The sequence below is a fragment of the Olivibacter sp. LS-1 genome (assembly GCF_008245145.1).
GTDB lineage: Bacteria > Bacteroidota > Bacteroidia > Sphingobacteriales > Sphingobacteriaceae > Olivibacter > Olivibacter oleidegradans.
Window position 1 is genome coordinate 1703290 of sequence record NZ_CP041643.1, and the last position, 15585, is coordinate 1718874.

Annotated in this window: 7 protein-coding genes; 6 read left to right on the top strand and 1 reads right to left on the bottom strand. The window is 42.1% G+C overall.

Translation table 11 applies throughout. From position 1 onward, the window contains the following. Window positions 1-67: 67 nt before the first annotated feature. On the bottom strand, window positions 68-1090 hold the full coding sequence (locus FKG96_RS06835) for a GntR family transcriptional regulator (protein WP_130856173.1): 1023 nt from the start codon (window positions 1088-1090) through the stop codon (window positions 68-70). A 224-nt stretch (window positions 1091-1314) separates the two neighbouring features. Here FKG96_RS06835 and FKG96_RS06840 point away from each other — a divergent pair, with 224 nt between their 5' ends. The 6 genes from FKG96_RS06840 (at window position 1315) to FKG96_RS06865 (ending at window position 15460) form a co-directional block, all read left to right on the top strand. After that, complete coding sequence (locus FKG96_RS06840) at window positions 1315-4299, top strand: TonB-dependent receptor (protein WP_198140328.1); 2985 nt, start codon at window positions 1315-1317, stop codon at window positions 4297-4299. A gap of 223 nt (window positions 4300-4522) precedes the next feature. Continuing rightward, window positions 4523-6022: a RagB/SusD family nutrient uptake outer membrane protein gene (locus FKG96_RS06845; RefSeq protein WP_242627196.1), complete on the top strand. Its 1500-nt coding sequence runs from the start codon at window positions 4523-4525 to the stop codon at window positions 6020-6022. A gap of 30 nt (window positions 6023-6052) precedes the next feature. Further along, entirely contained in the window at window positions 6053-8629 is a 2577-nt protein-coding gene (locus FKG96_RS06850) for a glycerophosphoryl diester phosphodiesterase (protein WP_130856175.1), read from the top strand. Window positions 8630-8710: 81 nt separating this feature from the next. Continuing rightward, window positions 8711-10996 (top strand): hypothetical protein, encoded by a 2286-nt coding sequence (locus tag FKG96_RS06855; RefSeq protein WP_168204538.1) that lies wholly within the window; start codon window positions 8711-8713, stop codon window positions 10994-10996. Window positions 10997-11002: 6 nt separating this feature from the next. Then, on the top strand, window positions 11003-13129 hold the full coding sequence (locus FKG96_RS06860; RefSeq protein WP_130856177.1) for an SGNH/GDSL hydrolase family protein: 2127 nt from the start codon (window positions 11003-11005) through the stop codon (window positions 13127-13129). Between the two features lie 51 nt (window positions 13130-13180). After that, complete coding sequence (locus FKG96_RS06865) at window positions 13181-15460, top strand: TIM-barrel domain-containing protein (RefSeq protein WP_130856178.1); 2280 nt, start codon at window positions 13181-13183, stop codon at window positions 15458-15460. The last annotated feature ends 125 nt before the right edge of the window (window positions 15461-15585 follow it).

A 15585-nucleotide genomic window follows, 5' to 3' on the forward strand; every position in this document is an offset into this window, starting at 1 on the left:
AAAAAGCGAGATGTTATACGATGGAGGAAAATTATTCTTGAACTACGTCGCACGAAATAGGCCTATATTAAAGAGAGTTTCTTAAGATAAGCTTTGTTGGATTACGATGTCTAATAATTTTTTTTCCTTCAATAGTTTCTGCTACTTTTTTTGCCATCGCCTCAAAATCAGATGAAATTACAGTAATGCCTCCTTCCAGGATTTCCTTGACGTCCGTGTCGTTATAGGAAATTAAACCAATATCCTCGCCTAGACGATATTTTTTTCTGCGAGCAAGTTTGATGAGTGCTACATCATCTGTGTCATACCTGCTAAAGGTTATGTATACATTGCCTCTATAAAAGTTGGCAGACGAAATCTCGTGTTGAATAATATAAGGATATTGATGCTCCTGGCAGAATTGCAAGAAACCTTCGATGACCAAACGAGCATGAAACGCTTCAGGTGGCACAATTAATATCAACTGCTTATATTTTGCAAGCTGCGCTTCAACTTCCGATAGTGCATCGTAAATATCAGACTTGAAGTCCTGATAAATGGAAGAATAATTTCCCTGAAGATGAGCTTGGTCGAAATCTATCAAGATCCTTTTAGGAGCAGGTATGCTATTTAATATGGTAGAAACATCCTCTTTAAGGTAAGCCGCGATTACAAAATGCGTATAACTGTGAATGTTTTCGGTAATAAGTTTTTCGAAAACCTTGGAATTATGATGATGAAAATAAACGTCAATATCTGCTTTATCTTTAATGGCTTCAAACAGCGTATGATAAAATTTGTCTCGCATAAGATTCATTTTATCAAGCAGGAGAAAAACGCGAAAACTGTGATCAACTGATTTTTTCCGCACATAGTACCCCTTTCTGTAAACCGACTCAATAATTCCTTTTTCGAGCAGATAGTTCAAACCTTTTAGAACCGTTTCCTTACTGATACCAAACTGATGCTCAAATTGCTTAAGTGAGGGTAAGCGCTCGTTTAACTGTAGTTCACTCCTTTCAATTAATTGCAATATATGGTCGACGAGCTGTAGGTATTTCATTCGTTGCGCTGAAGAATCTCTGTTCTCTTGCAGGTTTTTAGTTTCCATATACGTTAAGGTGTTATTCCTACCAAAGCAAACCAGGTTTCTTGAAGATAATTGGTTTATAAAAACACTTTGGCAAGCGAAATTAAAAAAAATGTTTGGAATTTGAAATTGATTTCCTAATATTGCGATGTGGTTTTCTTACCAGACCAGACCATACCAATTAAAACTAAATTAATGAAACCATGTGTAGGCTTTTTTTAATCTTTCTCTGCGCTCTAATCGGAATGGGAACCGTGTCGGCGCAACAAAAACGAACAATTTCAGGTGTAGTTGCGGATGAAATAACTGGACAACCCTTACCTAGCGTTACTATATCGGTGGCTGGGAAACAACAGCGAACAAAAACGGACGCAAAGGGAAAGTACATACTTGAATTAGAACCCTCTGACCGAACTCTAACCTTTTCGTTGGTCGGCTACGAAACGCAAACCCAAACGTTTCAAGAAAATCGAACATTACTTAACGTACTGTTGAAAGAAAAAAAGGAATTATTGAATGAGGTTGTGGTAGTGGGATATGGTACCCAACGAAAAATCGAGACGACGGGTTCTATTGCTTCCGTAAAAGCTGATGAGCTGACCCAGATGCCGGTTGTGAATGTGGCGCAAGGACTTCAATCGCGGGTTTCAGGTGTTCAGATTAATCAAAATTCAGGCTCGCCGGGAGGAAATGTGAGTGTACGGATACGGGGAACGAACTCCATCAATGGTAATTCGGAACCGCTTTATATTGTAGACGGAATACAGATTTCAAACAGTGGGGGTATTAATGATGTCAGTCCGCTTTCTACGATTAACCCGAATGATATTGAATCGGTCGAGGTACTGAAGGATGCTTCGGCTTCTGCTATATATGGTGCGCGGGCGGCGAATGGCGTAGTACTGATTACTACAAAAAGAGGCAAAGAAGGTGCTACCCGCATTGCGCTGGAGAGTTACTATGGGATACAGAAGGTAGGTAAAAAACTTGATCTATTAAATGCGACTGAATTTGCTACATTAGAGAATGAGGTGTTTAAAGATAATTATTATCCAGATCCTGCATCTTTGGGTGAGGGCGTAGATTGGCAGGATCTAATTTTTCAAAGTGCTCCTATTAATAACCAACAGTTAGCTATAAATGGAGGTAACGAAAAAACACAGTTATCGCTATCCTTAAATTATTTTAAGCAGGATGGAATTATTGTGAATTCTGATTTCACACGTTATTCGTATCGCTTAAATGTGGATCATAAAATTAGTGATCGCCTGAAAATAGGAACGAGTATTTTAGGTAGTTATTCTACGAATAATGGTGTTAATGCGGGTGCCGAAACATTAGATGGTGGCGGGGTGGTAACCGGAAGTGTTTTGGGAGCAGCTGTTGGTGCTCCACCAGTATTGCAGGCGTATAAACCCGACGGTTCAGTATTTCCATTTGGCGAGCAAGGAAATGGTAGGTATAGGGAGGTAGTAAACCCGCTCAATTTCACCGAAATCTTACAGCGAAATAATATTAAAAGGACCTTGATCAATTTATTTGGCGAATATACGATTTTGCCAGGTTTGGTTTACAGAGCCTCCTTTAATTCGGATATTGAGAACCGTTTATATGATAACTACTCTCCCTTGTCTATTTTAAATGCTGCTGATATTAATGAGAATTCGGGTTCGGGGTCGAAGGAAAATCGCGACTATCTTAACTTGCTACATGAGAGTTTATTAACCTATACAACTAAAATTGGTGAAGATCATTCCTTGAAATTTACGGGTTTGTTTGCTACGCAAACAGAAAAATATAAAATGAACAGGATCAGCGCAACGGGCTTTCCAAATGATGCGACGGCAAATGAAGCTTTACAGCTTGCTTTAAACCGGACGGTATTGAGCGAAAGAACGTCGCAAAGATTGGATTCTTATATGGGGCGGGTTAACTACGGATTTAGAGACAAATACTTTTTGGATGTTACAGCACGTGTGGATGGATCAAGCAAATTTGGAGCTAATAATAAATACGGCTTTTTTCCCGCTATATCCGGCGCCTGGCGAGTAATTGAAGAACCTTTTCTAAAGGATATAAATGGGATATCTGATTTAAAACTCCGCGCTAGTTATGGTATCAGTGGAAATGCTGGGGGTATTATACCCTATCAGTCGCTCGCAACGGTAGCTTCTAATGGTGGCTATAATATGAATCATACATGGCTTACCGCGATCGGGCCGATGGGTATTGCGAACCCAAATTTACGCTGGGAAAAATCGAAGCAATTGGATATTGGGCTGGATCTTAGCTTATTTAACAATCGGCTATCGTTTGTAGGAGATTATTATCATAAACGTACAGACGATTTACTATATGTGCTGGCCCTTCCTTTATCTTCCGGATATCCTACCATGACGGGGAATTATGCATCCTTGGAGAATAAAGGAGTAGAACTGGCGGCGAATGCGACAATTTTTGAGGGCGATTTCAAGTGGTCGGTAGCGGCTAATGTGACGATAAACAGAAATAAAGTGCTGGATTTAGATGGCGGCGTGACACAGGAGCGGTTCATTACAAATTATACACTGCTCAAAGTGGGTGAGCCGCTTGGTGTTTTTAAAACCTACGTCTTTGATGGAATCAACCAAAGTGCAGAGGAGATTGTTCCGGGCTACGATGGCCGAGTAGGTGGGCATAAAGTAAAGGACATCAACAATGATGGAATTATTAATTCGAATGACCAAATCATTACAGGAAACCCTAATCCTAAATTTATTTATGGCTTCTCTACCAATTTAAGCTATAAAAACTTCGATTTGAGCGTATTCTTATCGGGAACACAGGGCAATGATATTTATAACATCAGTAGACTGTCATTTGAAAACCCCATCGGGCAACGGAATCTATTTAAAGGGGTGGTGAATCGTTGGACACCGGAGAATCACAGCAATCAATATGTCAGTCCTTTCGTAGGGGGAAGATTGCCGATAAGCGATTACTCCATGGAAGATGGTTCTTACCTACGCTTACGTAATGTGACTTTGGGATATAGATTGTCAGGACTAAAAGGTGTATTGCGTGATCTGAGAATATACGTAAGTGGCAATAATCTTTTTACAATTACTGATTATTCGGGTTATGATCCGGAGGTAAACACTTTTGCAGGTTCAAACAAGGAGATTGGGGTTGATAATTTGGTTTATCCGCAAGCCAGATCATTCATAGCGGGTATTCAGGTGAATTTTTAAGTGCTCTCTAAAAAGTAAACAGATGAACCCGACACGAAGGCTCCATCTAACCATTAAACCGTCGGAGGCAGCATGAACCGAGTGAACCGAACGAAGTGAGCTCACGAATACCTTAGAATACCAATTTAATGAGTAAACGAGCTCATGAATACCATTGAAAATAAATACTTATGAATAATGCCTTTAGAAACATGCAATAATGAATAAACAAAAATGTAAACAGATGAAAACTTTTCAATATAAAAAACTTTGGAAATTATTGTCGGTATTGATAATAACTTCTACCTATACTTCCTGCAGCATGGAGGAAGATGTCTATTCTTCTATTATTACTGAAACTTTTTACAAAACAGCTTCGGATGCTGAGAAAGGTCTTCTCGCAGCCTACGGCGCCATGGGAGGTTTGTATTCGGGGCCGGCCGCAACCTTAGTGCCCGATCTGAGCAGTGATCAGATTTTTCCGCGTGCGGTGGTGGGTCGAAATTCACTGACTCTTTTTACGCTAGATCCAACCTACACGATTCAGCGAAGTCAGGGCAGATTAAATGAATCGCCACAGCAAATCTGGACCTCCTGCTACAGTGGTATTGAACAGGCCAACTGGGTACTTACAAAGGTGCCGGAAATTACCATGGATGAAAATAGGAAAAAGCAAATTTTAGGTGAAGCATATTTTTTGCGAGCATTTTACCATTGGATGCTTACAAAGAACTTCGGTGAAGTTCCCATAAAGATTAACCCTAGTGTAACGGAGGCAGATGCTTATACACCTAAAAGCGCAGTGTCGGATGTGTACAGTCAGATATACAGCGATTTGGACAATGCGTATGCCGCAGGTTTACCTTCCTACCCGTCGATAGTGCCCGGAAGGCCCTCGCGGGAAGCTGTTTATGCGCTTTATGCGAAAGTGGCATTGTATAACGAAGACTGGTCGACTGCACTGGAAAAAGCACAATTGGTAATCAGTTCGGGAACTTATTCGCTCATACCGAATGTGGTAGATTTATACGCGTATACAAAGGAGGAAGATGCGCGAAAGGAAATGATCTGGTCTTATGAATGCGATCCTATTTCGCCGGGAAATGGCCACCAATTGGTTGGACTTTGCGGTCCATCGGGTAGTGCGGGAGTAGAATATGCCCGTACATCTTTCGGTTCTATGTTTGCGTATATGTCATTTTTCAATTCTTTTGACCCGAGCGATCAAAGAAGGCGGTTGTTGGATACTACTTACTTGAATAGGGATGGAAAATGGGTTCCGCAAAGGAATATTTCGCCTTTTACGCCGCAAGCAGTTTTAATTAAAAAATACCAGGATCCGGTGTCTACAACCGGAACGATTCGGAATATTCCCATTTTGCGCTTGGCCGATGTGTATTTAATTGCAGCGGAGGCAGAAGCAAAATTAAATGGGCCAACAGTGCTGGCTTACTCTTACTTAAATGCTGTTCGTACGCGCGCTGGCCTGCAAGAGATAGCGCCTGGCTTAGGAAATGAAGGTTTTATTGATGCGGTAATACAAGAGCGAGCATGGGAGTTCTTTGCGGAAGGCGATCGCTGGTATGATTTGACAAGAACCGGTAAATTTATGACGGTTATCCCGACAGCAACAAACGATGTGTATCCGCAACGGAACGTGCAAGCGAAATATCGGTATTTTCCCATTCCGCAGGATGAAATAAATGCTAATGATAAGTTGGTGCAAAACCCTGAATGGAATTAAGTGATGACAAATTGAGAAAAAGAAATCCCTATGAATGATCGCCTATTTATTTGTATCAGCTTGGTTCTTCTAAGTTTAACCGGCTTTGCTCAATCTAATGTAGATTTGGAAAATGAGTATCTTAAGTTGCAGTGGACGAAGACAGCGCAGGGCTATCGGTTGAATCAACTTATTTTAAAAGATGGGCAGCACGCCGATTCGGTAGTTAATACGCTGGGCGAATACACGATATTGTACAGCAAAGATGTACCAGATACAAGCAGTCCTAATGGGCAGGCTTATCAAATTAATTTATTTAAAGCTTATCCGCATAATTTGAAGATGTGGAAAGAGGCGCTTCAGCCAGTTCCCTTAAATACGGCGGGTAATCCGATTTCGTTTTTTCCTGAAAAAGTTGATCGAGTTGGTGGGAAACTGCGCTTTAAGCAGGATACGGATGTACTTTCCTTGGAGTCACTATGGCAGTTAGACAGTTCGGCGAAAGACATTTTGGTGGAGATACGCCTTACGGCGAAAAAGGCTGGATATTATGCCATAGCGAGCCCAACACTGTATCCGATAGAAGAGCAGCATTTAAAATGGGCGATCCTTCCGGGTTACTTCCAAGGAAAAAAATTGGAACCAAATTTAATGCTGGCATACGGTTACGGACAGGGTATACCAGCTAAACCGGTTATTGTGCGCGAGCGGGTCGCTAGCACCTTAGCTCCGCTCGTGCAGCAGCTGAATGGTCTAAGTTTGGCAGTAATACCGGCGCCGGGGACAGGAAGGGATCCTTGGGAGTCGGATACCATCACGCAACGTAAATGGCGCTTGGGCTTGTCTTTAATGAACCGTACGGGGCAGCTTTCGCCTACCTTATATCATCCCGTTTTAGGTGAAGATAGCTCCTACATGCATGCGGGCGAGCAGCGCGTTTTTCGATTTAGATATGCATTAAATACGGATAACTGGTTTGCGCTTTATAAGCACGCAGTGTATGATATTTATCGGTTCAAAGATTTTCTAGCATTAAAAAACACGAATGAATCACTCACCCATCGCATTGGTGCTATGGTTGACTATCTGAAGAATGAATCGACTTCTCTTTGGAACACCTATGATTACCAGGGATTAAAAATAGGCGCACAAGCATACTTAGGGCCCATCGCCGGATCTGACCGCGACGCAGTTAAGAATTCAGACTACGGTGCGATGTGGATGACGGCCAAGTTAAGCGGTGATACGGTACTTCAAAAAGGACGACTTCCTTATGCGCGCAACTTTAAATTGGTTCAGCAACAGCAGGATACCGGTTTTTTCCAGGGCGCTGCAATTGGCCAGTATTACTTGTGGAAAGGCAAGCGTTTTACCGAAGAATGGGGCGACTACGTGGAACCCATCGCTCTGACTTATTATACAATGATTGATCTCGGAAATATACTGTTATATCAGCCGCAAGACGTGGAACTGTTAAAACGCTTGCGGGCGGGCGGAGATAAGTTGTTGGATTGGCAAAAGGCGGATGGACGATGGGAAGTTGCTTATGATCGTAAGACAACGCATCCGGTGTTTAAGGAATTGACGGACCGACGACCGACTTTTTATGGATTAGTGGTTGCATATCGTTTGCTGGGCGACAAAAAATACTTGGAAGGTGCTAAAAAAGGCGCTGATTGGTTGATGGAGGAAGCGGTAAATAAAGGTTCGTTTTTGGGGGTTTGCGGGGATGTGCGTTTTGCACCGGATTTTGCAACAGGCCAGACAGCGCAGGCATTTCTTGACTTGTATGACATCACTAAAAAAGAAGCTTATCTAAATGCGGCTATCGAAACGGCCCGTTTGTATACAACTTCTATTTATACACACCCCATTTCCTCGAAGACAAATAAGCATGTTAAGGGAACCGAGTGGAAAGACTGGCAAATTAGTCAAGTTGGTTTAAGCTTTGAGCATGGTGGAATCTTTGGTTCTGCTAATGTCTCCGGTCCAATTTTATTGGCCAGTCATGCGGGTATGTTTGTGAGGATGTTCGAACTTACGAAAGATTCAATTTTTATTGATATGGCACGTGCTGCGGCATGGGGAAGAGATGCATTTGTTGATCCGGCTAGTCACGTTGCTTCTTACTATTGGAGTACGATGAATGCAGGACCCGGACCGTTTCCGCATCATGCCTGGTGGCAGATCGGATGGATTATGGATTACCTCCTTTCGGAGGCTTCCTTAAGAACGAATCAGCTGATTGCTTTTCCAAGAGGATTTCTAACCCCTAAAGTTGGCCCTCATCAGCCTTATGGCTTTGCAACAGGCAGCTTGTTTAATGAAGAGGTGGAACTACATCTTCCAAAAAAAACGATCCGGTTAACGAATGAGAAAATCGACTATTTCTGCGCCAAAGGTATCGCGAACGATACCTATTATGTTGTGTTGATGAATAACAGCACAGAAGATCAACAGATAGAGTTGACTACCGACAGCCTATATGAGCATAAGCTAGGGAAGCCAACCGGAAAGCTGGTTTTGTTAGATCAAACAGGGGTGGTTTTGCGCAAGAGGGCGCAGATAGAAAATAAGATAGCTATGCACATTCCAGCCTATGGTTTAAGAGTAGTAAAACTTGATTGACAAACCTCCCAATGGATAAAAAAGCGCTTATGCGTTTTATGAGTGCAAAAATATAAATACAAACGAACTAGTTATTTACGGATGAAACCAATGATAAATCGAAAGTTAACAGTCTGTTTTTTGTTTGCAGGCTTATTGTTTTTCAATAGGCTTGCAGCGCAGATGCTGAATCTTGCTAAAGGAAAGCCGGTTTCCGTTACTCCTAAAATTTCTGATAATCCTGGCGAACACTTTGTCGACGGGGAGGATGCCACCTTGTTTTATGCTTACCCGACAGCTCCTATTAATAGAATAGAGGTGGACTTGCAGGGGACGTTCAATATTGATCGTATACTTCTTAGAGGTTTTAAGGGAACAGATACCCTTCGGATCTTTACGATTAACGTTTCTGAAAAGAAGGAGGTATTTGTTAATGTACTGCCAGCGAAAAAGCTGATAACGTTTACACCGGTTACTGCCAGTAAGTTAGTAGTTGAGTATAAACCCAAGAATAATACGGTGATGGGTGAATTAGAAGTCTTTGCTCACGAGCGGCAACCCGTAATGGTAAACCAAAGTGGTTATAATACAGGTGCAGTAAAGCGGTTTACGGCCCCACTTGCTGCGAATGGAACACCCTTTGTTATCGCGAAAGCGGATGAAGACAAAATGCTGTTTGAAGGGGTAATAAAAAATAAAATAGGTGATTTTACGGCCTTTAATCCAGAGGGCTCGTCCAGTTATAAAATAATTGTTAAAGGGCAGGATGTAGGTGTCTCTTTCCCATTTACAATAGCTCCCTATTTAATCGAGCGTGTTTCCTATAAACCAGCCATACAGTTTATGATAGATGATAGGTGTTGGTACGGAAATACAAACAGTTTTAAACCAACGGTGCAAGATGCAGGTTGCCCTTTTCTAGGAATCGCTTGGCGGGATAGCCATCAATTTTCTTTTGAGTTACAAGCCTTAATCAACCTGTATTTCTCGAATCCTGACGCCTTTTCGGTAGATCGCATGCCCATTGAAGGACAATATATTGGTTTGAGGAAAAGGCTCCCTGAAAATACGCCGGAAATTGTTCGTCTCATATATTATGCAGTAGACATTTACTTGAGGGGAAAAGTGAATCATACCTTATTAAAGGAACAATTGGCTTATTTCCTATATGCATATCCGTATTTAAGTGAATATATACCGAGAGAGGTATATGAAGAAGCAAGGGACTATGTGTTTGCTATCTGGGAAACCGCTGACAATAATCGATGGCGCTGGCACGATATTGAGCATAGTGCCAATCTTTTTCAAACTTATACCATTATGGGAACGGGTAAGGGGCAGTTTCCTCCAGGGCACTCAATTGTGCCAAACCTAATGCTGTTTGAAGTCGCTAAACGCGAAGGAAGAAGGGATGCTATACGCTACTGGGATGCAGCGATGAAGCAAACGCAGTGGATTGTTGACAATGTGGATTGGAAGGATCCTGCAACTACGAAAGGACAACGAATGAATGAGTACGTAACGATGCAATCGTTGGGTTATTTTTTAAAACAGTATCCCGATAAGGCACCAAAAAAGTTGCTTGAAAAGATAAGGTTGTGGGCTGAGGTGGCCATCTCACGTTCGGATAATATGTGGGACTTTAGAAAATATAAAGAAGATAAATGGGTAATCCCTGAGATTAAATCGGCCAACGATCCGACGTTTAATCCGAATGGTAGTTTTAATGAGCCCGGTAATATTGCTGGATTTCCGGTAGCTGCTTTGGTTGCAAAACAGGTGTTGACTGACGAGAAGCTGAACAAGCGATTAGAAGAAATAGCGGTAGGACAGATTGATAATGTGTTTGGTAGAAATCCCGCTGGCAGGCATTATAGCTACGATGCTTGCACTGATTTTGAAGGGGCCGACCTAGGTTGGTTTCAGGAATATGAAGGCGGAGCAGGCATGTTGCAAACGGTAAGAGGGGTGTTGGATGGTTCACCGAAGGAGGATGTATATCCGTATGATTCTTACGGAGGAGATCCCGGCCATACGGAAGGTTGGGTCACTTTTAACACAGCCTGGATGGAAGGGATTGCCTATCGGAACTACGATTTAACGAAATTGAGCGTAGTTGGCGAATCAAAGAATAAAGAACTCCTAGTGCAACTGGCTGTACCACTGAACTTAAATCCTTTGGTACAAGAACGAGCCGAGATACGGGTAACTAAAAACGGCAAGGATGAAACGACGCTGGTACTGGAAGAGGAAGGAACAGATGCCTTGTATTTTAAGAAAAGATTGAAGTTGGAAGAGTTACCCTACCAAATAAAAAAAGGTGATGTACTTACTTTTTCTTACGGTTTGGCACATTTTAGTAAGGAAGCGGCTATCACTATTGATTGATTTATAATGAGGTTGAAATTTTGTTACATTTTCTTATTGTTGAGCTGCGCTATATGGAAAGTGGAGGCGGCTAAGTACTTGTTTTTAGTGGCCGGCCAGAGCAATAGTGTAGGAAAGGGCAATGCTTCTTTAGCTCCTGCTGTAATGCCGGGAGTGGCTTATGAATATGTTTACCAAGCAGACTCATTAAGACCGCTGATTGATCCCGTGGGCGCTAATGAGTTGGATTTTGAATCAGCAAGCTCAGGAAGTGCCTGGCCCGCTTTTGCTGATACTTTTTATCAACTTACGGGCGATACGATTGTATTAGTGCCAGCTTCCAGAGGAGGGAGCTCCTGTCATGAAAAAGCCGAATTGGATAATTATGGGACATGGGCGGTTTCCGGAAGATTGTTTAATAATGCTTTACGCAAAGTAGAGGCCGCTATGAAAAAGACCGGCCTGCCACTTAGTGGTATTATTTGGCTACAAGGGGAGAGAGACGCTAATGCGATTAATAGTGGGAAGTTAGCGCAAGCAGCATACGAGCGAAGTCTTAAAGAACTGATCGTACGCTTTAGAACAGCCATGCATGCTAGTACGCCATTTTTTATAGTTAAAACCGGTTATTACAATAACCATCCGAGGGCAGGTTTTGATCAGGTACGGGCCAGTCAAGACCACGTAGCTAAACAGATGGATTCGGTGTATATCGCTTTTGAAGGAACAAATCTTTTTATAAACAGCGGTTTAATGACGGACGAGATTCATTACAACCAAGAAGGCTTGAATAAAGTGGGAGATTCATTGGCGTTTAAGGTTGCCAACAAGCTCGGTATAACTGAGCAGAACTTGCCTAAAACAGGAGCATTACAGATTAAGGGGATTGACGAGTTTAAGCTGCGCAAGGGAGCGGCTAATTTTTTTAAAAAAGCCAGGGAGCGAAAAAAGCTACGTGTAGGCTATATTGGGGGAAGTATTACACAGGCAGATAAAGGGTATCGTAAACAGACTACAGAACTTCTTAAAGTGTTATTGCCCAATAATGAACTTGTTGAGCTAACAGCAGGAATTCCTGGAACGGACGCTGATTTAGGAGCCTGCCGACTGGCCGACCAATTATTGTCAAAGCAGCCGGACCTCGTTTTTATAGAGTTTGCTGCAAATGGTGGTTTTCCGCAAGGAATGGAAGGGATTATTCGGCAAATTAAAAAAACTGATCCGCAAATCGATATCTGCTTGATCTATGCAGCGACGGTAGGACAACTAAAGGCCTACCAAGAAGGAACTATTTTAACCCATATTGCTAAAATAGAACAACTGGCCGATCACTATCAGTTGCCTTCGGTACACATGGCTTTATACCTGGCTTGGATGGTACAACAGGAAAAACTGATAGCAAAAGGTGATGCTGGAAATAAACTTGGAAAACCAATTTTTACCGAAGATGGCGTTCACCCACTACCGATTGGAGGAAACTTATATGCTGCTGCGATAGTAAGGATGTTTCGTGCTGCACTTGAGCTTTTTTTGTCAGGAAAAGAGGCTGCGCCTGATTTGCCTTCTGCACTGTATGTTGATAACTGGGAGCAAGCGCAATGGATAAGCCCTCAAGAAGGCGCAATATTTTCGGATGATTGGAAAGAGATTCCGACTACCGGAAAACTGCAACAGTTTGGCGTGTGGTTTCCTACAGTCATGACGGCCGATCAAGCGGGAGCCAGCTGCACGATCCGTTTTGAAGGAGATGCTGTTGGTTTATTCGATATAGGGGGGCCGGAAGTTGGACAACTTAAGGTGACGCTGGATGGCAGAGAAGTGCAACTGCTTGTTGATAAAGGTGTGCGTTACAACGTTGTGTCTGAAGGGCAAACCGTACTTAACCGATTTAATATCAATTGTAACAACCGTTACAGGGGACAGTTTTTTATGTTACAGACCTCACTTGGAAAACATGAGGTGACGTTTAGTATAGATAAAATAATACCTGACAAAAGGGAGATTTTAGGAGCAGATCAACTAGATGATATTACCGCGCATCCGGAGAAATATGCGCATGCTCAAATCTACATAGGAAAAATTTTAGTAAAGGGTGATATTTTAGATGAACCGTCCATGTTAAAAATCGCATTTCCATCACACAGGACAATGTGAATTTTTAACATGGTAAGCTCCATCTGACCGATGGAATAAAGTTATTTACAGATGAAAAATAAAGGTCTTTTGTTTTTATGTTGTTTCGCCTGCTTATTTGCGAAGGCCACAAACTTGCCTGATACATTATTTATCAGAAGAGATCACTATACTTTTTTTATCATACCCCAGGGCTTGCGCTATGGTATTTTATTAAACCGGCAGCACATTGAGGCTATATCGCCACACGCGCAAGCCGGAATCCGTTTTGCAAAAGGAGCGGAAAGACCTCCACTTCCTGCTAATGCGAAAGGAATATTAAAACAAGAGGAGAGCCTGTTGCAGTTGGCTGTTGAAAATGAGCAAAGCATGAAAGCGCGATTGAGTGTTTTCTTTGATACAAATTATGTAGCCTTAAAACTGCAACCGTTTATATCCAATCAAGTGGATAGCTTGTTTACGATCGATTTTTGTACCGCTGCTGCTAGCCCGGCCTATGGCTTAGGCGATCATGGAGGTTATGGAGACAACATGGCCATTCGTAATTTTATAGAGGATGATTTTGGCAATCGGGACAATGGGCATCGCTTTATTTCTACGTTCTCTATTTTTCCACAAAATCAATTTGCGCAGGTTCTTTTCGAAAAGCGAACAAAACGGGTAGCGATTAGCGATAGAGAAAACCGTTTAGGTGCTGTAGGTGTTAAGGAGGCTAAAATTTATTATCTTCTTGGTAGGCCGAGAACGATCTACAGTAGTTATAAGCAACTAAAAATTCAGGAGGGATACCCAGATATTAAACCAAAATACCGCTTTTTCGAATTGGGGTATGAAGCATTTGGCTCATTGGGATGGAATACTTTTCAGCATTCGGTGCAAGAAGATTTGGATCATTATTTGAAAAATGGGTTTGGACCTAAATGGGCCGTGGTAGGTTCGGGGTTTTGGAAAGGAGAAAGAAAAAATCCAAGTGAAGGCAGTACAACAAGTTTTGGTATATGGGATGACCTGAAGGAAGGAGGGAGAAAGGATGGATTGCCTTCTCCGAGATACCCCGATGTGAAAGGCTTTAAAAAGTTTTTTGCTGAGCGGGGAATAGATTTATTAGTGGGATTGCGTATTAATTTTAAAGCTCCTCGGCAATATCAAGGTAACTTTTATGAGGCCAACGATGGGCCTTTCACCTTGCAGGGTTTGGATTCAAGCTATTTTGTGACGGATGCCGCGATGAATCCGGAGACCTATAAAGTCGTTTTTCCGCAGGGAAACGTGTTTTTGCTAAATGGTGGGAATAGACGAGCGATTGACTGGTACGTGAGGGGCACAGACAAATGGGGAGTGAAGGGATTTAAGGAAGATCTCATGTTATTGGACGGTGCCAAGTTAAATAATGACGCCAAGGTTGATGAGGTGAATCGGGCCTTGATTGATAAAGAATACTTACTAATGGCCAGAAACGGAGCTTATGCTGTGCCTGGTGATATTTTACGTCTGGAGGATACCCAATATGGTCATGACCAGGATCGGCCCCTTATTAATGGATTGAATTATGCTGCAAGTGGTGTATCTGCTGTCTATCTAGATATTGTGGCGGGTAAATATTTAAAACTGCCGCTTACGAACGATCAAGAACTATATTTTGCCAGAAATGCAATGCTGGCAGCTGTAAGCCCGGTGATGGCGATGGGACTAGGTCCATGGAATATTACAAATACCCATTATAAGGATGCAGTCAAGAAAGCAGCGGATTGGCATACCCAATATGCGCCTTATCTCTATAGTGCGGCAGTTAAAAGTTTTAAAGAAGGTTATCCGTATACGATGACACCGTTGCCAATTGCTTTTCCTACAGATACAAATACGTATTATTTAGCGGGGAAGGAACACCGGCAATATGCTTGGATGTTGGGTGAATCCTTATTGGCTACTCCAGTGTACGGAAATGATTATGCCACCGCTACTTCTCGGGATGTCTACTTGCCGGCAGGGAGGTGGATAGATTTTGAAAAAGGGACCGTTTTTAATGGGCCTTGTACATTGCGGGAATATGAATTCCCTACCGACAAGTTACCTTTATTTGTAGGTGGGGACGGGATTTTAGTAAGGAAACAAGGCGATGCGTTTTACGCAGATATATATCCGGTATCAGAAAGAGCATTTTTGTATGATTTCTATTTTCCGGATGGCAGCGGAAAATCTACTGTTAATAAAAGAGGAAAAGGCATCATCAAGGAAAATGTGAGGGTGAAAGATCTGGCGACGAATAAAGAGGTTGAACTGGAAGCAAAGCATAAAAACTTAGCTTGGTCCTTTAGGCTGTTGCCAGGACATCGATATGAAATTTACGAATGAAGTTTCCACGGCAATAATAGGAAAATGTTTAAAAAAGGATTGGTGAGCTTATAACCATTTAGGGATGCGATTGAAACAAATAATAAGAAACGAAGCTACCGACAAAATAAAATTACATATCAATA

Excerpts from the sequence above, each read along its gene's own strand:
- FKG96_RS06865 (WP_130856178.1), top strand. The coding sequence starts at position 13,181 with ATGAAAAATAAAGGTCTTTTGTTTTTATGTTGTTTCGCCTGCTTATTT.
- FKG96_RS06835 (WP_130856173.1), bottom strand. The coding sequence starts at position 1,090 with ATGGAAACTAAAAACCTGCAAGAGAACAGAGATTCTTCAGCGCAACGA.
- FKG96_RS06855 (WP_168204538.1), top strand. The coding sequence starts at position 8,711 with ATGAAACCAATGATAAATCGAAAGTTAACAGTCTGTTTTTTGTTTGCA.
- FKG96_RS06860 (WP_130856177.1), top strand. The coding sequence starts at position 11,003 with ATGAGGTTGAAATTTTGTTACATTTTCTTATTGTTGAGCTGCGCTATA.
- FKG96_RS06850 (WP_130856175.1), top strand. The coding sequence starts at position 6,053 with ATGAATGATCGCCTATTTATTTGTATCAGCTTGGTTCTTCTAAGTTTA.
- FKG96_RS06845 (WP_242627196.1), top strand. The coding sequence starts at position 4,523 with ATGAAAACTTTTCAATATAAAAAACTTTGGAAATTATTGTCGGTATTG.
- FKG96_RS06840 (WP_198140328.1), top strand. The coding sequence starts at position 1,315 with ATGGGAACCGTGTCGGCGCAACAAAAACGAACAATTTCAGGTGTAGTT.